This is a genomic window from Kitasatospora sp. NPDC036755 (assembly GCF_040636595.1).
Lineage (GTDB): Bacteria > Actinomycetota > Actinomycetes > Streptomycetales > Streptomycetaceae > Kitasatospora.
This window is the reverse complement of record NZ_JBEZUT010000003.1, coordinates 1-25,036: the sequence shown is the minus strand read 5'-3', so window position 1 is coordinate 25,036 and position 25,036 is coordinate 1. Positions and strand designations below refer to the sequence as shown.

At 72.3% G+C, this 25,036-nt stretch carries 22 protein-coding genes and 1 pseudogene; 10 read left to right on the top strand and 13 right to left on the bottom strand.

Annotated features, from left to right (window positions below; translation table 11 throughout):
* Positions 1-36: 36 nt before the first annotated feature.
* Both AB0E96_RS01075 and AB0E96_RS01070 read right to left on the bottom strand, forming a co-directional pair.
* Positions 37-765, bottom strand: coding sequence for a haloacid dehalogenase-like hydrolase (locus AB0E96_RS01075; protein WP_359817044.1), 729 nt, complete (start codon positions 763-765; stop codon positions 37-39).
* The gene (locus AB0E96_RS01070; RefSeq protein ID WP_359817042.1) at positions 762-2,144 is read right to left on the bottom strand and encodes a helix-turn-helix domain-containing protein; all 1,383 of its coding nucleotides are present in this window, start codon (positions 2,142-2,144) and stop codon (positions 762-764) included. The genes AB0E96_RS01075 and AB0E96_RS01070 overlap by 4 nt, the downstream gene beginning before the upstream one ends.
* Before the next feature lie 538 nt (positions 2,145-2,682).
* Here AB0E96_RS01070 and AB0E96_RS01065 point away from each other — a divergent pair.
* Genes AB0E96_RS01065 through AB0E96_RS01055 form a run of 3 tightly spaced genes read left to right on the top strand, consistent with a single transcriptional unit; the run spans position 2,683 to position 6,637 of the window.
* Positions 2,683-3,660: a hypothetical protein gene (locus AB0E96_RS01065; protein WP_359817040.1), complete on the top strand. Its 978-nt coding sequence runs from the start codon at positions 2,683-2,685 to the stop codon at positions 3,658-3,660.
* 44 nt (positions 3,661-3,704) lie between these two features.
* A complete protein-coding gene (locus AB0E96_RS01060) occupies positions 3,705-5,204 on the top strand; it encodes an amino acid permease (protein WP_359817038.1) in 1,500 nt (499 codons plus the stop codon).
* Positions 5,201-6,637 (top strand): glutamine synthetase family protein, encoded by a 1,437-nt coding sequence (locus AB0E96_RS01055; RefSeq protein ID WP_359817037.1) that lies wholly within the window; start codon positions 5,201-5,203, stop codon positions 6,635-6,637. The genes AB0E96_RS01060 and AB0E96_RS01055 overlap by 4 nt, the downstream gene beginning before the upstream one ends.
* Positions 6,638-8,015: 1,378 nt before the next feature.
* Here the strand turns inward: AB0E96_RS01055 and AB0E96_RS01050 are convergent.
* Both AB0E96_RS01050 and bldG read right to left on the bottom strand, forming a co-directional pair.
* The gene (locus tag AB0E96_RS01050) at positions 8,016-8,435 is read right to left on the bottom strand and encodes an ATP-binding protein (RefSeq protein ID WP_359817035.1); all 420 of its coding nucleotides are present in this window, start codon (positions 8,433-8,435) and stop codon (positions 8,016-8,018) included.
* Between the two features lie 159 nt (positions 8,436-8,594).
* Entirely contained in the window at positions 8,595-8,936 is a 342-nt protein-coding gene (bldG, locus tag AB0E96_RS01045; protein WP_030240921.1) for an anti-sigma factor antagonist BldG, read from the bottom strand.
* Between the two features lie 222 nt (positions 8,937-9,158).
* On the opposite strand from bldG, the gene AB0E96_RS01040 reads away from it, so the two are divergent.
* The gene (locus AB0E96_RS01040; RefSeq protein ID WP_359817033.1) at positions 9,159-11,582 is read left to right on the top strand and encodes a DEAD/DEAH box helicase; all 2,424 of its coding nucleotides are present in this window, start codon (positions 9,159-9,161) and stop codon (positions 11,580-11,582) included.
* Here the strand turns inward: AB0E96_RS01040 and AB0E96_RS01035 are convergent.
* The 3 genes from AB0E96_RS01035 to AB0E96_RS01025 form a co-directional block, all read right to left on the bottom strand.
* On the bottom strand, positions 11,577-12,113 hold the full coding sequence (locus tag AB0E96_RS01035; protein ID WP_359817031.1) for an Rv3654c family TadE-like protein: 537 nt from the start codon (positions 12,111-12,113) through the stop codon (positions 11,577-11,579). The genes AB0E96_RS01040 and AB0E96_RS01035 overlap by 6 nt on opposite strands.
* Positions 12,101-12,445, bottom strand: a complete 345-nt coding sequence (locus AB0E96_RS01030; RefSeq protein WP_359817029.1) for a TadE family type IV pilus minor pilin — start codon at positions 12,443-12,445, stop codon at positions 12,101-12,103. The genes AB0E96_RS01035 and AB0E96_RS01030 overlap by 13 nt, the downstream gene beginning before the upstream one ends.
* Positions 12,446-12,794: 349 nt before the next feature.
* Positions 12,795-12,929, bottom strand: coding sequence for a DUF4244 domain-containing protein (locus AB0E96_RS01025; protein WP_359817027.1), 135 nt, complete (start codon positions 12,927-12,929; stop codon positions 12,795-12,797).
* A gap of 96 nt (positions 12,930-13,025) precedes the next feature.
* On the opposite strand from AB0E96_RS01025, the gene AB0E96_RS01020 reads away from it, so the two are divergent.
* From AB0E96_RS01020 to AB0E96_RS01005, 4 genes are read left to right on the top strand one after another with little or no spacing between them, the layout of a single operon-like run.
* Complete coding sequence (locus tag AB0E96_RS01020) at positions 13,026-14,474, top strand: site-specific integrase (protein WP_359817026.1); 1,449 nt, start codon at positions 13,026-13,028, stop codon at positions 14,472-14,474.
* Positions 14,471-16,213 (top strand): hypothetical protein, encoded by a 1,743-nt coding sequence (locus tag AB0E96_RS01015; RefSeq protein ID WP_359817024.1) that lies wholly within the window; start codon positions 14,471-14,473, stop codon positions 16,211-16,213. Before AB0E96_RS01020 ends, AB0E96_RS01015 begins: the two co-directional genes overlap by 4 nt.
* Positions 16,210-18,423, top strand: coding sequence for a hypothetical protein (locus tag AB0E96_RS01010; protein WP_359817022.1), 2,214 nt, complete (start codon positions 16,210-16,212; stop codon positions 18,421-18,423). The genes AB0E96_RS01015 and AB0E96_RS01010 overlap by 4 nt, the downstream gene beginning before the upstream one ends.
* A gap of 1 nt (position 18,424) precedes the next feature.
* The gene (locus AB0E96_RS01005) at positions 18,425-18,919 is read left to right on the top strand and encodes a hypothetical protein (RefSeq protein ID WP_359817020.1); all 495 of its coding nucleotides are present in this window, start codon (positions 18,425-18,427) and stop codon (positions 18,917-18,919) included.
* Positions 18,920-18,961: 42 nt separating this feature from the next.
* Here AB0E96_RS01005 and AB0E96_RS01000 read toward each other — a convergent pair whose 3' ends face one another.
* Positions 18,962-19,786, bottom strand: a complete 825-nt coding sequence (locus tag AB0E96_RS01000; RefSeq protein ID WP_359817018.1) for a hypothetical protein — start codon at positions 19,784-19,786, stop codon at positions 18,962-18,964.
* 216 nt (positions 19,787-20,002) lie between these two features.
* Here AB0E96_RS01000 and AB0E96_RS00995 point away from each other — a divergent pair, with 216 nt between their 5' ends.
* Entirely contained in the window at positions 20,003-21,247 is a 1,245-nt protein-coding gene (locus tag AB0E96_RS00995; protein WP_359817017.1) for an MFS transporter, read from the top strand.
* A gap of 55 nt (positions 21,248-21,302) precedes the next feature.
* On the opposite strand, the gene AB0E96_RS00990 is transcribed toward AB0E96_RS00995, so the two are convergent.
* Genes AB0E96_RS00990 through AB0E96_RS00980 form a run of 3 tightly spaced genes read right to left on the bottom strand, consistent with a single transcriptional unit; the run spans position 21,303 to position 23,037 of the window.
* Positions 21,303-21,734, bottom strand: a complete 432-nt coding sequence (locus AB0E96_RS00990) for a hypothetical protein (RefSeq protein ID WP_359817016.1) — start codon at positions 21,732-21,734, stop codon at positions 21,303-21,305.
* Between the two features lie 44 nt (positions 21,735-21,778).
* On the bottom strand, positions 21,779-22,471 hold the full coding sequence (locus AB0E96_RS00985; RefSeq protein WP_359817015.1) for a phytanoyl-CoA dioxygenase family protein: 693 nt from the start codon (positions 22,469-22,471) through the stop codon (positions 21,779-21,781).
* Positions 22,472-22,500: 29 nt separating this feature from the next.
* On the bottom strand, positions 22,501-23,037 hold the full coding sequence (locus AB0E96_RS00980; protein ID WP_359817013.1) for an ATP-binding protein: 537 nt from the start codon (positions 23,035-23,037) through the stop codon (positions 22,501-22,503).
* Between the two features lie 221 nt (positions 23,038-23,258).
* Between AB0E96_RS00980 and AB0E96_RS00975 the strand changes: the two genes are divergently transcribed.
* A complete protein-coding gene (locus tag AB0E96_RS00975) occupies positions 23,259-24,530 on the top strand; it encodes a transcriptional regulator (protein WP_359817011.1) in 1,272 nt (423 codons plus the stop codon).
* 85 nt (positions 24,531-24,615) lie between these two features.
* On the opposite strand, the gene AB0E96_RS00970 is transcribed toward AB0E96_RS00975, so the two are convergent.
* Positions 24,616-24,747, bottom strand: coding sequence for a hypothetical protein (locus AB0E96_RS00970; protein ID WP_359817009.1), 132 nt, complete (start codon positions 24,745-24,747; stop codon positions 24,616-24,618).
* Between the two features lie 198 nt (positions 24,748-24,945).
* Positions 24,946-25,036: pseudogene (locus tag AB0E96_RS00965) on the bottom strand (GTP cyclohydrolase I FolE); the annotation flags it as partial.

Genomic DNA, 25,036 nt, shown 5'->3' with positions numbered 1-25,036 from the left:
ACGAGGGGCGGCTGTGCGGGCGGCGCCGCCGGCGAACTACTGACGGCGGGCCGTGAGTTCTGCGATGGCGCGGAGTACGGCCTGTGGGTCGCGCAGGCTGTCGAGGACCCGGTCCGCCCCGGCGCCTGTGAGCTGGTCGGCCGTGGTGGTGCCGGAGGCGACAGCGATCACGCCTGCTCCGCCTTCCGCTCCGGTCCGCACGTCTTCGAGCGAGTCCCCGATGATGACCGTGTTCGAGCGGTCGAAGGTCTTCCCATGGCGGGCGGCGGCTCGGTGCTGGGCGACGCCGACCAAGGCCGGCCGGTGGGAGTCGTCGGAGGCGAAGCCGCCAATGGCGAGGTCGACAAACTGATCGAGGCCGAAGGCACGGAGTTTGATCTCCGCGTTCTGCTGCAAGTTGCCGGTGACCACGGTGGGTACGAGGTCCGGGTGGGCATCGACTGCTGCGAGTGCGGCGGTGGCACCGGGCATCAGCTGGCCTCCTGCGCGCAGCTGCTCGGCCTTGGCGGCGAGGAGCCTGGGCAGGAGCTCGATGATCTGCTCTGCGAACAGCTCCAAGTCCTGGTGGTCGATGTCGTTGGCGGTGAGCAGTTCCCGTACTGCCAGCGGCATCGTGCGGCCGGTGCCGCGTTCGGGAAGCTTCGTCGCGTCGCGTCCGACGACCTGGCGGAACGCCTCGCGGTAGACAGTGCGGTCGGTCTCGCCGACGTACACCAGGGTGCGGTCGATGTCCCACAGAACGAGTACGGTGCTGGTCACGGTCACGACTCCTTGGCCGCCATCACTTGTCGTGACCGTTCTATCAGCTCGTTCGACCGCGGGCTGGGGATGGCCTGGAGGTGCTCCACGGTCTGCTTCAGGTGCTCGGTCAGCCTGGCCGACTGGACCTTCGACGCGAGGGTGAAGGCGGCGTCTGCGGCCATGAAGCCTCCGTCCCGATCGTCGGCGAGAAGGTGGGCGGAGGCGGCCCGCGATGCGAACAATGCCCGCGTCCGCAGATCCTCGGGGTTCAGGGTGGAGGCGGCCTGCTCGAAGTGGTCTGCCGCGGTCTTGTGCTCGCCGAGTTGGAGGTAGCAGCTGCCGGTCTGGCCGAGGATCTCGCCCCAGTTCATCCAGTAGAGCCAGCCCGGGTCCTGCTCGGCTGGGCCGAGCTGCTCCAGTTCGGCAGCCAGTCCGAGCGCCCGCAAACATGCCTGTCGCTCCCCGAGCTTGGCATGCCCGCGCGCCTGACGGGTCAGGAGCATGGCCTCAAGGTGCGAGGAGCCGAGGGTACGGACCTTCTCTCTGGCGGCCTGCATCGCGGTCACGGCGTCGCGAGGGTCGCCGATCGAGTAGCTCTGGATGGCCAGGTAGGACAGAGCGCCGGCGCCGTACCGGGAATCCCCGGAGGCATGGGCAGGTCGGAGTGCTGCGAGGAGGGTTCGCTGGGCCAGTACATGGTGTCCGGCGTCGAAGTGGAACCATCCGAGCTGGGTTGCGGTGTCGGCGGCGATGCCGGCCAGGCGCTGCCCGATCTCCTCGGTGTAGCTGGCCGACTTCAACGTCTCGTACAGGACGCTGAGATGGGCACGGGCAAGGCCCGCGACCAGGCCGCTGCCGGAGCTGGCGTCCATGGTGCGCAGGCTGTCGATCGTCCCCTGGAGGCTACCGGCGAGCGCTCGGGTCACCTGCGCGCCACCGAGCGCGCGTTCAAGGGGCTCGGCGTCGGCGATTCCCCACTGGTGGATGTAGGCGGAGAGGGCGGTTCCGGCTAGGAGTAGGAAGTGGCGGCGATTCGGACGCATGGGCATGGCGGCAGGCTCCCCTCGCATCGCGTCGTGCAGTGCCGCCACCATACGGCGGGCCGTCCACGGCCCGGCGGTGTCGTCATGAGCAGGGAGTGAACTGACGCTCCGTCCTGGGCCAGAGGGGTCCGCGGCCGTGCGCAGCGGGAGCCTCACCAGATCGGCCGGGGCGCCAATCGCGTCGAGGAACTCGATGATCCGGTCGATGTGGGTCAGCTGCACCCGGCCGGCCTCCAGCCTCGACAGGTAGCCCTGGGTCAGCCCGGTGATCCCGGCCAGATCGTCCTGGCGAAGCGGAACGATCTTCCGAAGGCGCTTGCTCAGCCTGCCGAAGTCCAGTTCGGCAAGGCTGTCGCGCACCAGGGCGTCTCGCCACACCCACGCGGGAACAGGCTCGGCCGGTGTCTCGGCGACCGTTCGCGCGCATGGGCCGCACGCACTGGCGCTGTCGTTGTACCGGCTGAGCGCGCACCCACAACGCTCGCATCGCCGCACCCCCATGCCGCCCCTCCCGTCCGCAGGAGCCTCGGCCTCCCACAGGCAGCCCCGTGATCATATTTCAGCGCGAATATGACTACGCGAATGGTCGCCGTCGAACACTCTCAGGCACCTTACTGCGGCGAACAGTTGACCATGGCGGAATTCGATCACTCCGCGTCCCAGGACGTCCCGCATGCGTCCCCCGGTGGGGTCGCGTCGTCCGGCGAACCGCCGCCACCATCTGACGCAGGGGAAACAGAGGACGCAACCCGTCGCCACCAAGTAAGAACCTCGCCAGCGGGGTTCTACGGCCAAGGCTCGTCGAACCGATCGAGCTCTGCCCGCGGTGGGCGCGGCCGGGCACCGGTGCCCACGGCGGCCACGTCCACGCTCACGACATGCCTGGAAGGACGGTCTCATGAACGCCGTGCCGCCCGCTCGGCCGGTGTACCACCCCGCCGGGTTCGACGATGCGCTGCGGACCGCAGTGGACGAATTGCGGGCCGGACGCTGGCTGTCGACGCAACGGCTGCTGGCGGCGACCGGGCAGGATTGCGGGCGTCGTACCTCCCGGACGCAGGTGCTGGCGCTGGTGGCCGCCCGGTCGACAGTGCTCACCGACTGGGGACTTGAGGACCCGACCGACCCGGGGCTGGCCATCCTGCGGACTCGGGTCGCGGTCGAGCACGCCCTGACCGCGGCCAAGGCCGGTTCGCCGGAGGCCGGGCGCCTGGAGCAGGCAGCGCGCGAGTCGTGCTGGGCCGCCGCCGACGCCGTGCCGTCGGACCCCGTGCCGTGGGTCTGCCTCCTCGCCCTGGCCGTGTTGGACCGTCCCAGGGCGCGCCCCGAACACCGACAACGGTCGTCGGATCCGATGCTTCCGCAAGGGCCGTGGGGCCTGCTCGACGAAGCGCGGCGACGCGATCCCGGCAACCGGGAGGCTCATCACCGGATGCTGCGTTACTGGCAGCAGGGCTATCGGCCGGCGGCGGCCGACTTTGTGAACGTGGTCCTGCCGAAGGCCCCAGCCGGGTCGCCGCTCGCCGCCCTGCCGCTGTACTTGTCGGTCGAGCAGTACCGCAACGAGCCCAGGCGGAACGCGGTGGTGCTCCGGCAGTGGCTACGGGAGCCGCACTTCTCCCGTGCTCTGCGCGCGTACGAGAGCTGGTCCGTGTCGGTGCCCGGATCATGGCCGGTCGCCGATCTCAGCTACCTCGCCCACGCGCTGTGGGCGTCGGCCCAGATGGACGCCGCCGCCGAGGTCTTCGCCGCGCTCGGACAGTTCGCTTCCGGGGCCCCGTGGAGCCTGGTCGCCGACTCGCCGGAGAAGGCGGAGGGCCTGCTGCTGATCGCGCGCCAGCAGTCCTTCGCCGGCCGGGCGACCGCTCTGGCCTGACTCCCCCCGTCCCTGCCCACTTCTCCCCAAGGAGGTCGACTTCGATGTCCCCCGTCCACACCGCTGAGCTGTCCGACGAGGATCGGCTGCGTCAGCTCGGCTACGAGCCCAAGCTGAGCAGGCGGATGGGCGAGTTCGGCAACTTCGCCAGCTCGTTCTCCGTCATCAGCATCCTGTCCGGGTGCATGACGATGTTCGCGTTCGGCCTGAACACCGGCGGTCCGGCGGTGATGTTCTGGGGCTGGATCAGCGTCGGTGCGATGGTCCTCTTCGTCGGCCTGGCGCTCGCCGAGGTGACCTCGGCCTACCCGACGAGCGGGGGCCTGTACTTCATGGCGCACCAGCTCGGTGGCCCGCGGTGGGGCTGGCTGGTCGGCTGGCTCAACCTGCTCGGCCTCCTGGGCGGGATCGCCGGCATCGACTACGGCGCCGCCAGTTTCATCGGGGCCTTCCTCAACCTCCAGTTCGGCTACGAGCCCACGCCCGTCGGCCTGTTCGGGATCTTCGCGGCCGTCCTGCTGCTCCACGCGCTGCTGAACCTACCGAACGTTCGCCGGGTCGCCTTCCTCAACAGCGTCTCGGTGTGGTGGCACATCGGCGGCGTCGTGCTGATCGTCGGCGCGCTCGCGATCGTGCCCAGCCACCACCAGGAGGCCGGCTGGGTCGTCGGGCACTTCGTCAACAACACCGGCTGGAGCAACCCGATCTACGTGAGCGCGATCGGGCTGCTGCTGGCGCAGTACACCTTCTCGGGCTACGACGCGAGCGCGCACATGGCCGAGGAGACCACCAAGGCGGCGGTGTCCGCGCCACGCGGCATCGTCCGTTCGATCTGGGTGAGCTGGATCGCCGGCGCCGTCCTCCTCGCCGGTATGCTCTTCGCCGTCCAGGACTACGACGCCGTCCTCACAACCGCCACCGGTGTGCCACCCGCCCAGATCTTCATCGACGCGCTCGGGACGACCGGGGGGAAAGTACTCCTGGTCGTGGTGATCGTGGCGCAGCTGTTCTGCGGGAACGCGGAGACCGCCGCGTCGGCGCGAATGGTCTTCGCGTTCTCCCGGGACGGCGCGCTCCCCGCCTCGGGCCTGTGGAGCCGGGTGTCGGAGCGCACTGGGACGCCGGTGGCCGGGGTGTGGTTGTCGGTGGGGGCAGCCGCGGTGCTGGCGCTGCCGTCGCTGTACAGCACGACCGCGTACGGGGCGGTGACCGCCGTCAACGTGGTGGGGATGACGCCGGCGTACGCGGTGCCGATCTACCTGCGGCTTCGCAGGGGCCGGACGTTCCGGCCCGGGCCGTGGAACCTGGGGCGTCGTGGGCCGCTGGTCGGGTGGATCGCGGTGGGCTGGGTGGCGGTGGTGAGCGTGCTGGTGTGCCTGCCGCAGTCGTTCCCGGTGACCGTCGACACGTTCAACTATGCCCCGGTCGCGCTCCTGGCGGTGTTGGTGCTGGCGTGGGCGTGGTGGCTCAAGGCGGGGCGTTCGTACGCGCCGCCGGTGCAGCGGTCGGCCGAGCTGGTGGAGCTGACCGAGGAGGTCGTGTGACCAGCCGCCGCTCGGGTCGTCCGAAGGCGGCGATGCGGGCAGCCCGGCACCGCGGGACCGGCAGCTCGCCGGCGGCGGCTTCGCCGGTCGGGCCACTGCACCGGCTGGTGGCCGACTTCGGGATCGAGACGGTGCTGCTGGCGGCCGTCGACGTACAGGGCCGTCTCAAGGGCAAGGAGTACGACGCGGCCTGGCTGGTTGAGCGGCTGCGGTCGGGCCGACTGGCCCCGGAGATGTGCGGGTACGTGATCGGCACCGACCTCGGGATGACCGCCCCACGCACCGGGGCGTTCTCGTGGGAGTCCGGCTTCGGCGACACCGCTCTGCTGCCCGACACCAAGAGTGCCCGCGTGCTGCCGTGGCTGCCGTCCACGGCGGTGGTGCTCGCCGATCCGGTCAGCAAGGGGTGGCCGCACCCGCTGGCCCCGGTCACCGTGCTGGCCGAGCAGCAGGAGCTCCTCGCTGGTGTCGGCCTGACGGCGATGGTGGGCGTCGAGACCGAGCTCCTGCTCTACGAGGGAGCCGCCCGGGATGCGGCGGCGGCCGGCTGGCGCGGGCTTCGCCCCGTCACGTGGGACAACCGCGACTACGCGCTCGACCAGCCGTCGGCGGTGCGGGAGTTCAGCCGTAGGCTCCGGCAGGTCCTGGCCGCCGCCGGTCTGCCGGTCGAGGCGGTCAAGGGCGAGGGCGCGTCCGGCCAGATCGAGGTGACCTTCCCGTACGGCCCGGTCCGCGAGGCATGCGAGCGGCACGTGCTGTTCAAGCACGCCGCGAAGACCATCGCGGACGACGCCGGTCTGACGGCGTCGTTCATGGCGGCCCCGTCCACCGGGGTCGGCAGCGGCCTGCACCTGCACGTCTCGCTGCACGATGTCGACGGCCGGACGGTCTTGGCCGCCGACCCGGCCAACGGGACCGAACTGTCGGAGCTGGGCGAGCAGGCGGTGGCCGGGCTGCTGACGGTGCTGCCGCAGACCGGCCCGCTGTGGGCGCCGTACGTGAACAGCTACAAGCGCCTCGGCGACCACTCCTTCGCGCCGGCCCGCTTCGCCTGGGGCCGGGACAACAGGTCGTGCGCGGTGCGGGTGGTCGGGCACGGCCCCAGCCTACGGCTGGAGGTGCGGCTGCCCGGTGCGGACGCCAACCCGGTGCTCGCGCTGGCGGCCGTCCTGGCCGGTGTCCGGCACGGCGTCGAGGCCGGCCTCAAGCCCCCGCCCGCCACCCGCGGCGACGCCTACCTGAACCGTGAAGCGTCGCCCGTGCCGCAGTCCCTGGCCGAGGCGCTCGGCGCCTTCGAGACCAGCGAGCCGGCCGGTGAGCTGCTCGGCGAGCCGGTGGTCGCGCACCTGGCCCGCGTCGCCCACCTGGACCTGGAGTACCACGCCGCCCGCGTCACCGACGCGGAGCTGGAGCGCGGTCTCACCCAGGCATGAGCCCCGGGCCGGTCGTGGCGCCACACCCCCGGACCCGCGACCGGCCCGGCCCAATCCCCACCCCTCACCCTGCTGGAGGACTCCATGGAGAGCATGGACGCCGTTTCCGTCCGACCCCGCACGAAGGGCAGGGCGAAGCCCGCCCCCGACGTGCTGGCCAAGGCGCACCTGGTCGACATCGCCGCGCCCGGCATGGAGGGTCTGGCGATGTGGCTGGCCTCCCGCGGCCTGGACGTCACCGGCAGCATCGGCCCCGCCGACCAGGACGGCCCCGCCGCCGCCCGGCTGCGCGAGGCCGGCGTGAGCGTGGCGATCGGCCTCGACGCGGGCAACGTCCGGGAGGACCGGACCTGCGTGGTGTGGTCGGCGCCGGTACCCGCACTGCCGCTGGCGCCACCCGTCGGAGCGGTGGTCGGGGACGGCTTGCAGCCGTCCTGCTTGGCCATCGCCGCACCGAGGTCACCGTGCTGGAGCTTGCTCTGCGCCTGGGTGGAGAGCGAGGCGAGCTGCTGCACCTGGTCGGCCACGCTGCGCAGCCCGTCGGCGAACTTGGCCTGGTCGTCGTTGGGCAGCGCGTCCAGCTTCTTCTGGACCTCCAGGTAGCCGTCGGCCGCCTTCTTCAGTTCGTCGACGGTGTCCTTCTGGAGGGTCGCGCCGTCCTTCACCTTGGGCGCCCCGGCCGTGTCGATGGCGGCGGCTATGTCCTGGTTGGTCTTCGCCAGCCGCCCGATGTCCGTGGAGAGCCGCTTCTGGAGGTCGGCCGGCGCCTCGCCGGTCTTCACCTGGCCGGTGTCGGCGAGCGCGGTCTGCGCCTGGGCGATCGGGTCCTTGGCGGCGCCGCAGACGTTCGACGCCCAGGACTCCAGCTGCTTGCTGTTGTTGTCGTCGCCGCCGCAGCCGACGGCGCCGAACGCGAGCAGCACGCCGAGGGCGGGTACGGCCAGCAGTCGCTTGTTCACCGGGAGAGGCCTTTCGGTTTCGGTCGTCATCGGTCGTCGAACCTACACGGCCGGTGTCCGTTCCCCGGTTCCCGGTTCTCCCCCGACCCCGCTGCCCGCTCCGCTCGACGCCCCGACCACGTGTCGTGCCGGGCGTGCGCGGGCACGGCGGGAACGGCCCACCGCGGCCGACCGCCGGGTACGGATCCGCAGGGCCGCCCTCGCCGCGGCTTCCGTGGCTTCCGTGGCTTCCGCGACACGGTCCGCGGGGTCGGCGACGTGCCGCCACGCCCGCCCCGGGATGGGGCGCAGCCTCATCCCGGGCGCGCACGAACCGGGCCCGTGCGCCGGGCATGTGAGTGGGGCCCGTGAGCCGGATGCGAGAAAAGCCGACGGCCCGGGGCAGCGTCGAAGCGGCGCCCGGGCAGCGCCGAAACGGCTCAGACCGCGATGGAGGCGACCGAAACCGGCCAGCTCATCCGGATCAGGCCACCGTCCGCCCCGTTGGTGACCTCCAGGTCCTCGACCAGGCCGGTGATCACGGCAAGGCCCAGGGTGTCGTCGTCCGGCTCGCCGCCCTCGGCGGCGCCGGAGGCCGGGACGGCGGCGGGGCCGGCCTCGTCCTCGACCTCGATGAGGAAACGCTTCTCCTGGTCGGTGAGCGCGACCCTGACCGTGCCGCCGATGCCACCGCGCTGGTGCAGTCCGACCGCACGGGAGCACGCCTCGCCGACCGCGAGCCGTACCTCGTCGAGCACCGACTCGTCGACCCCGGCCCGTCTGGCGACGGCCGCGGCGACCAGCCGGGCCGTCCGCACGTGCTCGGGAAGCGCGCTGAATCGAAGTTCGACGGTTGCCATCTCTCCCCCTCGGGGTACTCCGACGGGGGCCGGAGCTCCGGCCCCTGCGGGCCGGCGGAACCGGCCCAGGGGCGCCCGGCGACGCACCGGGCCACACGGACCCGGGCACCCGGACGCGAGGAACGAGCGGGGCCGGCCACGAGGGCCGGCCCCGCCGCGTCAGTCGGTCGCGCTGACCGCGTCGTCCACCGAGGTGTGGATCGGGAAGACCTTGGTCAGGCCGGTGATGCGGAAGATCTTCAGGATGCGCTCCTGGTTGCAGACGAGGCGCAGCGAGCCCTCGTGGGCGCGCACCCGCTTCAGACCGCCCACCAGCACACCGAGGCCGGTCGAGTCGAGGAAGTCAACGCCTTCCATGTCGACGACGAGGTGGTACTTGCCGTCGTTGACGAGCTCGACCAGCTGCTCCCGCAGCTTCGGGGCGGTGTACACATCGATCTCGCCGCCAACCTCGACGACCGTACGATCGCCGACTGAACGGGTCGACAGGGACAGGTCCACGGAACCTCCAGCACCTTGCCTTGCTACGTCATGTGCGATCCTCGGCCGGACGGCCGCCACCGCATGGTCGCGAGCCCGGGCGCGCCCAGCCAACGCGTGGCAAGCCTCAGCGCTGCGACCCACGGCCATACGGCCGTCACGGCCACATTCAACCACCTGCGGCCATGCCCGCACGATGGCTTACGACGATTCTCCGTCACGCCGGTGACACACTGGGTCCTCATGCCGCCCCGACACAGCCCGCCCGAGGCACTGCTCACGACCCTGGCCACCAGTCGGGGGCGGTCCGACCGGCTCACCCATACGGAGCATCTTCCCGCCCGACCTGCGCGTTATTCACCGTGGCCCGACTCGATCCGTCCGGAGGTCGTGGCGGCGGCGCGCGCCGTCGGGGTGGAACAGCCGTGGGCGCACCAGGCAGAAGCGATGAACCTGGCCAAAAGCGGCCAGACTGTGGTGATCGCCACAGGAACCGCCTCGGGCAAGTCGCTGGGCTACCTCGCCCCGGTGCTCAGCGACCTGCTGGACGGCACCGAGGCCCGCAACGGCCGCGGCGCCACCGCGCTCTACCTGGCCCCGACCAAGGCACTCGCCGCCGACCAGCGACGCCGGGCCGCCGAGCTCGCCCCGCCGCGGGTGCGCGCCGCGCTCTACGACGGCGACACCCCGCCCGAGGAGCGCGAGTGGGTCCGCCAGTACGCGTCCTACGTGCTCACCAACCCGGACATGCTGCACCGGGGGATCCTGCCCGGACATGCCCGCTGGTCCTCCTTCCTCAAGGCGCTGCGCTACGTGGTCGTCGACGAGTGCCACAGCTACCGGGGCGTGTTCGGCTCGCACGTCGCCCAGGTTCTGCGGCGGCTGCGCCGCATCTGCGCCCGTTACGGTTCGTCACCCACCTTCCTGCTGGCCTCCGCGACCACCGCCGACCCGGCCGCGACCGCCCGGCGGCTGACCGGGCTGCCCGCCGTGGCCGTCACCGAGGACGCCTCGCCGCGCGGACCGATGGTCTTCGGCCTCTGGGAGCCGCCGCTGACCGAGAACGTCGGCGAGCACGGCGCGCCCGTGCGCCGCACCGCGACCGCCGAGGCCGCGCACCTGCTGACCGACCTGGTCGAGCGGGAGACCCGCACCGTCGTCTTCGTGCGCTCCCGGCGCGCCGCGGAGCTCGTCGCGCTCCAGACCCAGGACCAGCTCGCCCGCCCGCTCGCCGGACGGGTGGCCGCCTACCGCGGCGGCTACCTCGCCGACGAACGCCGTGCCCTGGAGCGCGACCTGCACACGGGCCGACTGCTCGGCCTCGCCTCCACCTCCGCTCTCGAACTCGGCGTCGATATCTCCGGTCTCGACGCCGTCCTTATGGCCGGCTATCCCGGCACCCGGGCCTCGCTCTGGCAGCAGGCAGGCCGGGCCGGCCGGGAGGCCCAGGGCGCGCTGGCCGTCCTGATCGCCCGCGACGACCCGCTGGACACCTACCTGGTGCACCACCCGGAGGCACTGTTCGCGGCCCCCGTCGAGGCCACCGTGCTCGACCCCGACAACCCGCACGTGCTCGCCCCGCACCTGTGCGCGGCCGCCGCCGAACTCCCGCTCACCGATGCCGACCTGGAACTGTTCGGGCCGTCCACGGCACCGCTGCTGCCGGTCCTGGAGCGACGCGGCCTGCTGCGCCGCCGCAGCGACGGCTCCTGGTACTGGACCCGTCGCGAGCGCGCGGCCGACGCGGTGGACCTGCGCGGAAGCGGCGGCAGTCCGGTGCAGATCGTCGAGGCCGACACCGGCCGGCTGCTCGGCACGGTGGACGCCGCCGCCGCGCACACCACCGTCCACACCGGAGCCGTCCACCTGCACCAGGGCCGCACCTACCTGGTCCGGGAGTTCGACCTGGAGAACTCCGTCGCCCTGGTCGAACCGGCCGACCCGCCGTACACCACCGCCGCCCGCGACATCACCTCCATCTCCGTCCTCGACACCGACACCACCGTGGACTGGGGCGAGGGCCGGCTCAGCTTCGGTTCGGTGGAGGTGGTCAACCAGGTGGTCGGCTACCTCCGCAAACGGATCTCCACCGGGGAGATCATGGGCGAGAGCAAGCTGGACCTGCCGCCCCGCACGCTGCGCACCCGCGCGGTCTGGTGGACCGTCACCGAGGACCAGCTCCTCGACGCGGACATCCCGCTCGACCAGCTGCCCGGCGCCGCCCACGCCGCCGAGCACGCCTCGATCGGCCTGCTGCCGCTGTTCGCCACCTGCGACCGGTGGGACATCGGCGGAGTCTCCGTCCCGTTGCACCCGGACACCGGCCTGCCGACCGTGTTCGTCTACGACGGCCACCCGGGTGGGGCCGGCTTCGCCGAACGCGGCTTCCAGCGGGCGGTCCAGTGGTTGACGGCCACCCGGACGGCGATCGCCTCCTGCGAGTGCGAGCGCGGCTGCCCCTCCTGCGTCCAGTCACCCAAGTGCGGCAACGGGAACGATCCGCTGGACAAGGCCGCCGCCGTCCGGCTCCTGGACGTCCTGCTGGCCGGGGCCCCCGGAGCCGCGGAGGCCCAGGGCGGGCCGGGCGGGTCGGAACCGGACCGGCCCCGGACGGCCGGAGCCAGGGCCGTCCCCGAGGCGGACGACGGAGCGCCGGACGGTTCATGAGGCCGCGGAGGCCGCCATCGCGGAGCTCGGGGCTCCGGACGGAGCACCGCCCGGCCCGCCGTCCGGCACGTCCTCGGAGCCGCCCGTGACCGGGGCACGCACCGGCCCGGCCCTGGCCCTCGCGCGTGCCGGGCCGACCCGCAACCGGACCGGGAGCCCGCGGACCTCCGCCTCGGCCACCACCTCGACGGCATCCGCCGAGCGGTCGACCGCACAGGCCACCAGCCCGGCGCCCTGGGCGGCGGCGATCGCGGCGGCCCGGGCGCAGCCGCCGTCCCCGTCCAGCAGCAGCCGGCCGGCCGCGGCGAGGGCCGCGAGGTCGGCCGCCGACTCCGCCCGGTGCCGGGCCGCGACCGCCGACCCCACCGCGAGCGTCCCGCCGAACACCGCCGTGCCCAGCATCGCCAGGGCGAGCAGCCAGACCGTCGCCGAGCCGGCGTCCGGCCCCCGGCCGCCCGTCGCGGCCGCTCGGGCGGCTCGGACGCGTGCCAGCCGATGCGCCGTGCCCCGCGGCCCGGTCAGGACGGCCATGGGCCACCACCCCGCTCCGCGGCCGCCACCAGGACGTCCTCCCGTGCCGCCACGGCCGCCGCCCCGAGCCGGACGGCGAGCAGTCCGCCGAGCCTGCCCGGCCCCGCGCACGGCGCCTCCACGTCGACCCGGACCGTGTCGGCGGCCAGGGCCACCCGGACCTGCGCGCCCGGTGGGGCCGCCGCGCGGGCGATTTCCGCCGCGTCCGCCTCCCCGCGTGCGGCCGCCCTGGCGCCGATCCGGGCGGCGTCCACACAGCGGATCTGCGCAGCCGCCGCGAGCACGCCCCAGATCAGCATCGCCGCGAGCAGGACGAGGGCCGGCAGTGCCACCGCCGTCTCCGCCGTCACGAAGCCCGCGTCACCGCGCCGCCCCGGGCGCGGCGACCACGTCCGGCCGGCACCACGCGCCACCGACCGACCAGGGCCGGCCCTCAACTCGCCTTCGGCCGCCCGGAGTCCGGTCGGGGCGACGTCGCGACGGCGAAGGCCGAGAAGGCGGAGAAGGCGGAGGCCGCCGCGCGGCCCGGACGCGGGCGCCGGCGCGCCGAGCCGGCCGGAGCCGGGGGCGCCTCCCGACCGCCCGGCGGCAGGCCGTCGACGAACGACGGCCGCCCCACGAAGCTTGCGCGCGGGCCTCCCGGTCGACGATGGCTCGCGCTCGGGAGCTCGGCGACAGTCCCTACGTCGCATGGAGCGCCCGCACCAGCATGTCGGTCAGCGCACCGGTGATGGCCTCGCTGGTCACCACCTTGTACAGCCCGGCCGCGAGGGCGCACGCGCCCAACGTTCCGACGGCGTACTCGGCCGTAATCACTGCTTAGTTGATGTGTCTCTTTAGTGAGGGCTGGAGCCCTGAAGAGAGGTCAAACTCTCTTGCACTCAGCCGTGTCTCATATCTAGGCTCCGGGCCATGCACTTGATCTTCTTCAAGCCCAACGAGTGGGAATCGTGGGATCTCGGCCGCCGCCCGCTGATCCCCGAAGGCATGCCCGTACTGGTCGACGACGACCTGGAGTTCGAGGCAGCCGGAGCCCTTCGCCCGGCCGCCGTGGCGAACGTGTGGCTGAGAGAGCTTCCGGTCAGCGGCGCGCCCGCACAGAAGACCTGGAAGTCGTACGCACAGGCACTCAGGAGTTGGTTGGAGTTCCTGGCAACGGCTGACGTCGATCCGCTCGGCGATCGGGATGAGGTCCGGAAGGCCCTCAGCGCGTTCTCGGAGTTCCGGTTCTCCGGCCCGCTGGAGGCCAGGTGGGACTTCGGGACGTGGAACACCAACATCAACGCGGTGGCCAGGTTTTACCGTTGGGCCGTTGACCAGGGATATTGCGCCAGCGTCCCGTTCACGTACGCCACCGTGCGCCGCGAAACCGATGCCGGCGTGAGGACCACGAAGCGCAACACCGCAACGGTGAGGCAGGCCAAGCCCCATGTGACGGTGAAGTATCTGGAAGATGACTACTGGCAGTTGTTCATCCGGGCGCTCGCCGGTCTCGGCCCTGATGGGGAGCCGGACGGCTTCCGGGGCCGCCACCTGGGCCGCAACAGCGCGATGGGCGCGCTGGTGAAGTCGGGCGGCCAGCGCGCGCAGGAGTTCACGCACCTGCTGACGTACGAGCTGCCGACGCTGCCCGCTCGCCGAAGCGACGTCCCGGTCCGGTTCCCGCTTGCCGCGCAGATCACCAAGGGCAAGAAACCCCGTGAAACATGGGCGAGTTGGGATTCCCTGGCCGACATGTGGCAGTACATCGAGCTCGACCGGGCTGCGATCATGGACGGGCGCGAGTACCGGCCGGACCCGCGCCTGGGCAAGCCACTGCACGTCACGGCCCCGGACTGGGAGGGCGGCAAGGTCAACGGTCGCCGGGTGTCCTGGCGGAAGCTGACGCTGAACGAGCGGCTGCGGCTGGTCACCCCGGAGCGGACTCCGGCGATCATCGCCCTCCAGTCGGACGGCACCCCGTACACCGACTGGGCGACGACGTTCCGCCGCACGTCAGAGCGCATCCGCCGGGACTACCAGCCCCGGTTCCCGACCGTAGGGCCGCACGTCATCCGTCACACCATGGCCATGGCGACGCTGGAACTGCTGGTCAAGGGCTACTACCAGCAGGCCGCCGCCCTGGTGGCCAAGACCGGCGAGGACGCCGCGCTGGCCCTGTACCTGACGAAGTCGGACCCGCTGCTGGTCCTGCGCGACCTGCTGGGCCACTCCAGCGTGACCACGACGGAGATCTACATCCAGCGCCTGGATGTCCAGCGGATCTACCAGGACCTCTACACGGCGGCGGGCCGCGACAACGACCTGGCAGTCGCCGAGGCCGCCGCCGAGTTCGACAGTGAGGAGGACGAGCTGTGGTGACCCGTGTCGAACACGACCCGCTGCGGATCGAGTTCACGTTCCCGGACGGCGACAGCTGGACTGCGAACCTGGCAGCGACGCCGAACCCGCGGCTGACTGAGGACCTAGCGCACGCCCTGGTGCAAATGGTCCACCCTCTAGGCGGCGTCGCCCGGCGCCACACTGCCGAGGATTACTCCTCGGCCCTTCGCCGGATGGTGGCCGAGCTGACTGCCGACGGCTTCGACGGCGGCGTCGGTGATCTCACCAAGAGCGGCATGCTGCGCTACTGGCTGGCGTCGAGCCCCGAACGAGTGCGGAACACCCGGATGCTGCTTCGAGCCTGTGGCGAGAAGGTAGAGCCGGAACTGCGGGCCTACCTGGAGGGCCGGCCGGTCAAGCGGCCCCGCCAGCAGGGCACCTACCAGCCCTACTCCGAGGACCACTGGCGAGCCATCGAATCGGGGCTGCGGTCCCGGGCGGTGGATCTTCTGTCTGCCCACCGCAACGCGCTTGAACTGGCCGCGCTCGGACCGGACGGCACCAACTTGGGACGCAACAAGCAGAACTATGCCTGGTTGCTGCTGGAGCACGGGCCGCTGAAGCTCGCGGATCTCGCTGACATGCTCGGGCTGAGCACCGGCGCTTTCCGGAAGAACATCAGCGCCGGCTATCTGGAAATACGGCGCGCCCTGTACCCGCCGATCCACGACGTGTACGCGGTTCGGACGCTCTTCAGCGTCTACAGCGGAGTCGTCCCGGACGGCGTACGCGACCTGGGACTGGACGACTTCGCGTGGGCCGGAGAACACACGGTGCTCATGGACTACGTCAAGAGGCGACGGGGCCCGGAGTCGACCACCTTGCCCGCGCGGGCGGTGCGACTGCTGGAGCGTTGGCTTGAGCTGTCCGCACCGATGAGGCGCTTCGCACCTCCGCAGGCCACCAACGACCTGTGGATCTACGCGGATGAGGCGGGCACCGCCGGCGCCCTGGACAAACGGATACCGGTGCAGTCGACGCGCCTGGCCCAGGAGGCTGGCGGGAATGCTCGCCGCCGACTCTCGAAGGAACTCGACCTGCGGGACGAGGACGGCAGCCCTGTCGGTCTGCACGCCGGGCGGATCCGCGTCAGCTATCACAATGCGCTGGCCCGCAAGGGATGGACCGGCCGGACACGGATCGACCCGAACCACACGGCTGCGGTGGAGGGCAGCCACTACGTGTCGTCCACAACTCCAGCCCAGACGGAGTCGGTGGAGGCCATCATCGAGGACGCCCAGGCTGATGTCCTGCGGCAGGCCCGTCCACCGATCGTGCTGAGCGACGAGCAGGCCGCCGACTTCGCGGCCGGCTGGCCCGAGGAGGCTGCTCGGCTGGGCGTGGACGAGGGCACCTGGGCCGAGCTGCTGGCCGGTGAGATGGACGTGTTCACCGCAGCGTGTTCGAACCAGCTCGCCGGCTTGCACGGCCCCAAGGGCAAGCCGTGCCCGGCCCGGCCGTGGGTGTGCCTGCTCTGCCCGCTGGCAGTGTTCACGCCCCGGCACGCGCCCAACCTGCTGCGGCTGAAGGCGTACTTCGCCCGGCAGTCACGCCAGATGATGGTCGAGCAGTTCCTGGCCGTCTTCGGACCGTACGCCGACCGGCTGGACCACGACATCCTGCCCCGCTTCGGGGCTCATGTCCTTCAGGCGGCCTCGGGTGAGGTCGCCGACACCGACGCCGAACTGCCCTTGCGCCCCGAGGAGGCGAGCCTGTGACGACCGCTGCCAGCGCCCTGACGGTGGAGCTTCCCGTCGGCCCGATACCGGCCGCCTGGGCCACCACCTCACCGTTCGCGGGCCTGGACGTGTGCAAAGCCGCCGGATGGGAGGTGAACTCCGACGCTCCGCGGCCCAGCTTCGACGAGGACCGTTGGGACCTGACCGGGGTGAAGGGCTATTCCAGGAGCGTGTCCGCCCACGCGAAAGTGCTGGACTTCACCGGGATCGTCAACCCGGCGTTCCGCCTGACCGCAAAGGAGTACGTCCTCGCGCTCCTCGTGCCTCGCCACGAAGAGGTCCTGGCGCTGCCGGCAGCCCTCCGGGAGCCGATCAAGCCCTCGACCGCGTACAACTACACAGTGCAGCTGGTCCTATGGCTGGAGTTCCTTTCCACGCAAGGGCTCGACCGCCTGGACCAGGTGCTGCAGGAGCACTGCGACGTCTACCTGGACATGCGCCGCCAACGCCAGCAGCCCGGCAGCGGGACGGGCCCGCTCCAGTCCGGCTCGCTGGTCTCCGTCCTCCAGCCCGTGGTCTACCTGGCCCATTACGGCGATCTGTTCACCGCCAGCTCCTACCGGGCCGGCTTCAGACCATGGCCAGGCCGAACGATCCGGGAGATAGCGGGTTGGAAGCCGTTTGCGGGCAACTCGGAGCCGGCAGTGGCGGAGGAGGTGTTCCAGCCCACCGTCGCCGCCTCCCTCTACCTGGTCGAGACGCTGGGCCCACTGGTGGCTGAGGAGTTCACCAAGTATCAGAAGGTCCGTCAGTTCCGCTCGACAACGCCGGTCGCGAAGGTGACCCCAGGGGTGCGACAGACACTCGCGGCTGTCCTGAATCACCACGTCGGCATGGGCTCCCCACTGCCGGAATCCGACGGCCGTGTCGTGGCCAAACGGCTGGCGACCAGCTGGACGGAAGACGATCCGCTGGTGCGGGTGAACACCGACCGGCTGCTGAGTAGTACCGGCGGCCGGGCCAGGATCCTTCTCCGAAGCCAGGTCGAGGAGCTCCGCCCGATGCTGGAAGCCGCAGTCGCCCGAGTCGGCACTGCCGGCGAATACGGGCGTGATGCGACGCTGGTGGGCCGCCAGGATGTCCCCGAGCGGATGGTGCCGTGGACACTGCCGATCACCGCGCTGGAGCTACGGGGACTGCAGTTCGTGATGCTGGCGGCCTGCCGGACGCTGGTGGCGGCAGTCGCCGGCATGCGGGCCAGCGAACTCGACGAACTCACGGCCGATTCTCCACTGCAGCCGACCACCGTGCCCGGCGGCACGCAGCGGTTCCGGCTGGCCAGCACGCTGGTCAAGGGCCAGGCGATGGGTGGGGTACCGGAGGAGTGGGTGGTGCTGGAGCCCGCTTGGCGGGCGGTCCAGCTCGCGGCCCGCCTGAGTCGTGCCACCGGCCAGGACCCGGTGTTCCCGAACTCCTCCCAGGGCTTCCTCCACAAGCGGTTGCGCGAGTGGGTGAACGGCCCGGCCGGGCAGCGTCTGGGTCTGGCCCCGATTCCGCCAGGGCCGGTCAACGGCCGGATGCTGCGGCGGGCCCTCGCCCTCACGCTCGCCCACCGGCCCGGCGGCCTGCTGGCGGCGAAGATCCACCTCAAGCACGTGTCCGTGGTGACCACCGAGGGATACGCGCACCGTCCCGGCGGCTCCCAGGCCAACCTCCTCGCCGAAGTCGAGAAGGAGGAAAAGGACCACCACCTGAAGCTGACCGCCGAGGCGTTCGAGGACTACCGCGCCGGGCGTCTTCCGGCCGGGCCCGGCGCCCGTGACCTGATCAAGGCGTTCGAGCACATCGACGCCGCCCTGAAGGACCACGATCCGGGGAACGCGTCGGTGATCGACAACGAGCGGCGTCTGGAGATGATGCTGCGGCAGCAGTCGAAGCACCTGCACCTCCAGGCGGCGAACTACTGCTGGTTCCGCGACCCGGCCAAGGCCCTGTGCCTGAAGCTGGCCGGGACGCCGGACGCGAAGCGCCCGCTGGCGGGGATGTGCGACTCGGCCCGCTGCCCGCAGGCCACCCACCACCCCTGTCACCTGCCGGTATGGCAGAGTCAGGCCGCCAACCACAAGGTGTTCCTCGCGAACCCGCGCTTCCCGAAGGGCGAGAAGACCCGGCTGATGCCAGAGCTGGAGCGAGCCCAGCGGGTGGTGGACGAGATCATCACGGCCCGCGCGGCCAGCGGAGGGGAATGAGATGGCCAGGATCAGCGACGAGACCAGGACCCGCAACGAGCAGGCGATCCGCGGGGCGATGGACCGGCTCCTGCGCGGCGAGCTTCCGCCCGGCGGCAAGGCCGATCTGAAGACCCTGGCCGCCGAGGCCGGGGTGACCCGCACCGGCTTCTACCCGAAGAAGAACCGCGACGGCACCACCCGGCCCGGCCCCTACCAGCACCTCGCCGAGGAGTTTGAGCGACGCCTCAAAGCCCTCCAGGACGCCGGGGAGATCCCTGACCCCAGGGACGGGCAGATCGCCCGCCTCAAAGCCGCCAACGCCGAACTGCGCGAGCGCCTGACCCGCCGGGACGCGACGATCACGGAGCTGACCGTGTTCCAGACCCTCGCGCTGTCGCGCCTCGCCGCCCAGCACGACGAGATCACGCGCCTGCGCAAGGCCCTGGAACACCCGGAGAACATCACCACCCTGCCCGTGCGGGCCCGGGTCGACCCGAACCGTCCCCGCCGGTAGAGAAGATCCCCGGTGCCCCGTGCCCCGCACAAGGCACCGGGGTCAGCGGGGAACGTCCGTGCCGTCTCCGGGCAGGGCGGAACGGAGCACCCGGGCCAGCGCGCGGGCGGAGGGTCGCTGTCCGGCGTCGTGGGCGAGGCCGGCGAGCAGAGCGTCCTCGAAGGCGGGGAAGGGCCAGGGCCGGACGGCGGCGACGTCGTGCGAGCGGCCCGACGCTATGTCGGCCAGCAGGTCGGGGCGGCGGGCCTGGGGGTCGCGGTAGTCGGTGGGCGGGGTGCGGGTCCAGGACCAGAACAGGGACGCGGCCAGCGACCACACGTCCGCCTCGGGGGTGGTGCTGATGTGCTCGGTGGTGCCGGTGATCAGGGCGGCGGTCTCGGGGGCGGTGGTGTGGGCCAGGCCGCCGCGGTGGACGTAGAACGGCACCGGGACGGGGCCCTGGGCACAGGCCAGGTCGATGATCCGCACGGCGCCGTCCTCGAAGACGACGTGGTCGGGCTGGAGGTCGCCGTGGGTCCACCCGGCGGCGTGGAGGTCGGCGAGCGCTTCGGCGGCCTCGGCGGCGGCGGTGAGGACCGCGCGGCGGGTGGCGGGGGTGTCGTCGCCTCGGTGGGCGGGTTCCAGGGCGTCCCAGAGGCTGGTGCCGTCGATCCACCGCATGGCCAGCCAGGTGCCGTCCCCGTACGGGCCGTGGGCCCGGTAGTGGTCGGCGCCGAGGGCGGCGAGCACCTCGCCTTCGCGGCCGGCCATCAGGCCGTCCGTGATCTTCAGGGCGGTGTCGCCGACCTTGTAGAAGGTGGTGCCGCGTCGCTCGTGCAGGAGCTTCGCTTCGCCGTCCAGGCCGAGCTCGGTGATCAGTGGGTGCACGGGAGTCCTTCCGGGACGGCCGCCGTCCGGGCTGTCTCCTGGTGGCCAGCCTGCCCGATCCTGCGGCCGGGTGCGAGTGATGGATGTGACCGCGGTCGTCGCGGTGCCGCGTGCGGGGCGCCTGCGCGGGCGGGGCTTCAAGTTGCCCTAGGGTGTGGGGAGTTCCCGGTGGCGTCTCGCTGCCGGGACTTCGTGCTTCCCGGGGCGGAGTGGATCATGCGGTACGTACGGTTGCTGCGGCGCGGGCCTGTGCTCCTGCTGTGGGGAGCGCAGACGGCCTCGGTGTTCGGCGACCGGTTGTACGCCATGGCCGTGATGTGGATGGCGTGGGAGCACGCCGGGGCCGGGGCGATGGGGCTGGTGGCCGTCGCCGAGTCCCTGCCGTACATCGTGCTCGGCACGGTCGGGCGCCGGGTGATGGACCGGTTCGCGTCGCTGAAGGCACTCGCGGCCGTGGACGCGGTGCGGCTGGTCCTGGTGGCCGCGCTGCCGTGGGCGTGGTCCGAGTTCGGCACGACGGGGCTGATCACCTCGGCCGCCCTGCTGGGGGTCGGTGGGGCGTTGTTCGACCCGAACCTCGGCGCGATGGTGCCGGACCTGGTCAGGCCGGGCGAGGTCCAGGCCGTGAGCGGTCTGATGGACCTGACCGGCCGGATCGCCCGGATCGCCGGGCCCGGGGCGGCCGGGCTGCTGCTGGCGGTGATGCCGCTGGCCGGGCTGTTCTGGGTGGACGCGGCCACCTTCGCGCTCTCGGCGCTCGCCTTGGTGCTGCTGGCCGCCCGGCTGCGGCCGGCTGCCGCGACCGGGCAGGCCGGGCCGCAGGCGGCGGGGGTGCGGCCGGGCCTGTGGGCGCTGGTGCGGACCCATCCGGACACGGGCGTGGTGTTGGTGGTGCACGGGATCGGGATTTTCGCCGGGGCGGTGTCGCTGGCGATGCCCGCCCTGCTCGCGGCCCGGCTCGGCGCCGGGGCCTCCGCCTACGCGGCGGTGCTGGCGTGCACCGGGGCCGGGGCCCTGGCCGGGAACCTGGTGGCCGGGAACGTGCGGCTTCCGGCGCCGCTGACGGCGGTGTACTGCGGGGCGTGGGCCGTGTCCGGGCTGGTGCTGGCGGTGACCGGGCTGGCCGGGTCGCTGCCGGTGCTGCTGGCGCTGTCCGTGCTGTCCGGGGCGGTGTCGCCGTTCCTGCAGATCGCGCTGTCCACGCACTTCGCGCTGTTCCCTCCGGCCGCCCGAAGGCGGCTGCTGACGGTGGACCTGACCGTGATCCGCACCTGCGGGACGGTCTCGATGCTGTTCGTCCCCGCGCTGGCCGCGAGCGGTCCGAGGGCCGCGTTCCTGGCCGGTGGTCTGGCGGTGGCAGTGGTCGGCGGTGCGGGGGCCGCGGCGGTGCTGGCCCTGGTGCGGGGGCGCCGGCCGCTGCCGGAGGCCCTGCCGGTGCCGGAGCTGGCGGCCCGCGACTGAGCACGGGCCGGGCCCCGCGGTGCGGGGCCCGGCCGGTGTGCTGGTGGTGCTCAGGTCAGCTCGCGAGCAGCTGCCAGTGGGTGACGGTGATGTCCTCCAGCGGGATGCCGAGGTCCTTGTAGATCCGCTGGTGCATGGCGCCGAACCAGGCGTCGCGGCGGTCGTCGAAGAACGCCCGGTCGTACCAGGCGACGCCGAGCAGGACGGTGCCGCCGCCGTTGGGGTTGCCGGGCTCGGCCTCCCAGTAGGTGCACTGCCAGTCCCAGAGCATGAGCTCCTCGGGGCGCTGGCGCAGGCGCTCGTCGGACTCGCGCAGGGACTGGATGCACCGCTCGGCGGTGGCCGCGTCGGGGCAGTAGTAGGTGCAGTCGGACTTGGCGATCGGGGTCTTGTCGGCGCGGCGGGCCGCGTCGGCGTCCTCCCCGGTCAGGACGCGGACCCGGGTCACCAGGTCCTCGCGGGTGGCGATCTCTTCGAGGATGGTCACGGTGTTGTGCTCCTCTCGCTGGGGTGTTGATCCCTTGGGTGGTGCTACCAGTCCGTCCCGGTGACCGGGTCGGGGCTGGGGCTCTGGGGGTCGCGGCGGCGGATGCCGCCGGGGGCGACGTAGCGGATGTTCAGGCCGACGCGGGCGCCGTCGCCGGTGTTGGTGCCGGAGCGGTGCAGCAGGCGGCTGTCCATGAGCAGGGCGGACCCGGCCGGCAGGGGCAGGGCGGTCGAGTCGACGGTGGTGAAGCCGGTCGCCTGGTCGGCCCGGCCGCGTTCGGCGCCGTGCTCGGCCTCGGAGGAGAACGGCAGGTAGCCGAAGTGGTGGGAGCCAGCCACGGCGTGCAGGCAGCCGTTCTCGAGGGTGGCGTCGCTGATGGCCAGCCAGGCGGAGACCGACCGGTCGGGGTCGAGTTCGACCCGCGCGTCGATGCCGTCCTGGTGCCAGGGGATCTCGAAGGCGCGGTGGGGCCACTTCACCACCAGGAAGGTGTTCTCCACCGCGACGTCCGGCCCGATCGCTTCCTGGACGGCGGCCAGCAGGTGCGGGGCGCGGACGGCCGCTCGGGCCCAGTCGGCGGCCAGGTGCGGGTTGCGGACGATCTCCTGGCGGCGGGCACGGTGCTCGGCGACGAGCTGGGCGGCCCGGGCGCGGGCGGCCCCGGGGGTGGACCATTCGATGCCGGTCCGCATCCCGCGGCGGCCGAGGATTCCATCGGTGCTGGTCACATCGGTCATCAGGTCTCGTCCCTTCGAGGCGGTGGTGGTCAGGCGGCGGTGCGGGGGCGGGTGCTGTCGGGTGCGAACGGCGGTCGTATCGGGGCGCGTCCGGGGCGCGGGAGCGCGCGCAGGACGCCTCGCACCGCCCGGCGGGAGGCGGCCATGACCTGGCGCCGGGTCACCGGCTGCTCGGGCAGGGCCAGCTCGGCCCAGACCCGCTTGCCCCGCTCGGTCCGCTCGCTCCCGTGGGCCAGGGCGAAGTGCTCGACCAGTTCCAGCCCCCGGCCGCTCTCCCCAGTCATGCCGGCACGGCGGCGCCTGGGCAGCGCGATCGAGCCGTCGTAGACCTCGACCAGGGCCCGCCGCAGCGAGACGTTCACGTGGACGGCGACGGTCAGCATCGGCGCCTGGGTGTGCCGGACGGCGTTGGTCACCAGCTCGGAGGTGACCGTGTCCAGCGCGAGCCGGGTGTCCTCGTCGAGCTGGACGCCCCAGCCGACGACCAGGGCCCTCACCCTGCGGCGGGCGGCGGGGGTGGCGGCGGGATCGCGGACCAGGAAGAAGCTGCTGCTGCACACGCGCATGTCGAAGGAACCCTTCGGGGCGTCGGGCCGGGGCTGGGGGCTTGGGGAGTCCGCGCGGAGGGAAGGAACTTGTCTCGCTTGATCTCCGCTGGGCTGGTACACAGTCAACTCCCGGCAGCACTGCCTGCGGTGGTGCCAGAAGGGGGTGCATTTTGCGTGCGGGGGGCCGCTTAGGGGGGCCAGGATCGGGCACCAGACGGTCAGACGCTTGGGGGACGGGCATGATGGCACCAGACGGCATCGGCGCCATGCTGAGGGAGATCCGGGAGTCCGCCGAACTCACCCGCGAGGAACAGGCCCTGCTTTTACAGAAGGCCCAGGGCGGCAGGTGGTTCGACCCGGAGAACCTGAAGCGCTGGGAGACCGAGCGCCGCCTGCCCATCCCGAAGTGGCACCAGCTGCTGGCTGACGGGTACGGGCGGTCGGTGGAGGAGATCGCATCGGCGGTCGCGGTGTCCAGGCGCTGGCGCAGGCGACAGCGGGCGGCCGGCAGCAGCGGGGAAGAGGGAACGACGGTGAAGCGACGGCAGTTTCTCGGTGTGGCAGCCGCGGCGACAGGGGTAGTTGCCCTGCCCGGCATCGCGGAGGCCCGGCAGGGCATCGACGCCGGCCTGTCGGGGTCCGACGCGGGTGATCTCGCCTACCTCGACGGGGCGTTCGAGCGCCACCGGGGCGGCTACCACGGGCGCCCGCCGGGTGTCGTCCTCACGCAGATGCGCGCCGACCTCGACCTCCTGCGTGACGTCCTGACCCGACCCCACCCCGCCGACGCCCGCGCAGACCTGGCCCGCACCGCCGCCGGGATCACCGGCCTCGTCGCGATCATCCAGCACGACCGGGGCGACCAGCGCGACTCCCACGGCTGGTTCGCCACCGCCGAGCGGGCCGCCCAGGAGTCCGGCGACCGGGACATGCTGGCCTGGGTCCTGGCCCGGCATGCCATGGTCCCGCTCAACTACGGCGCCCCCGGCGCCGCGGCCGCGCTGGCGACCCGCGCCCGCGCCGAAGCGGGCACCGCCCCCACCGCGGCCGCCGCACTGGCCGCAGCGGTCACCGCACGGGCACTCGCTGGCATCGGCGACCACCAGGGCGCACTCCGTGCGGTTGCCGACGCCCGGACCATCGCCGAGCGCCTGGACACCGCCCAGGCCGCCGACACCTGGTTCGGCTACCCGCTCCAGAAGCACCACGTCCACCTCTCCCAGGCGTTCACCCTCATGGGTGAAACCCGCGAGGCGTACGCGGAACAGGAAGCCGCACTCGCCCTGACCCGCTCCCCCTCCGTGATGACCCGCGCCCTGCTGGCCATGGACGCCGCGATCTGCCTCAACACAGACGGTGACCCAACCGCCGCAGCCGGCATGGCCGTGGACGTGTGGGAGAACCTTCCGGAGGCGTACCGCGACGGACTGGTCCGCACCCGGGCCGAGAGCCTCCACCACGCACTGTCCGGCTCGGCCCACGCCCGGCTCGGCGAGGCTCTGGCCAGCTGACCGCCAGTCGCTCGGGCGTGGGCACGCGCCCACGCCCTTCTCCCTGGACTGGGCAGCTAAGCCCCTCGCGGGAAGCGGGTGCTGGTCACGCCGAGTTGAGGCCGAACACCCTGGCCAGCAACAGGTAGAGGGCCACACCCAGCGCCTGGGAGACCATCTGGCGCCAGCCCATGGGCTTGGGGGACGGCGGCTCAATCCGCGCAGCCGTCTCATTCACCGCCATCGCCCCCCGCCCGCCAGAGCTGGGCTGCCCCCCACTGACACGACGCTTGCGACTCATCTCAGGCCCCTCCTTCGAGATCGGCACGTTGCCGACTGGCCATCAGATTTCGCACACCGGCCGCGACCAGCGCAAAGTCACATCCGCAACTCCCGCCACCTGAATCGGCGTTGAGCACTTGGGTGGGGGTGGGCCGATGATGAGGCTCATCGCCTCGGCCCGGGTGGCCGGGTCGCGCAGCTGGCCGCGCACGCAGGAGGTGATGGTCTTGGCGCCGGGCTTGCGG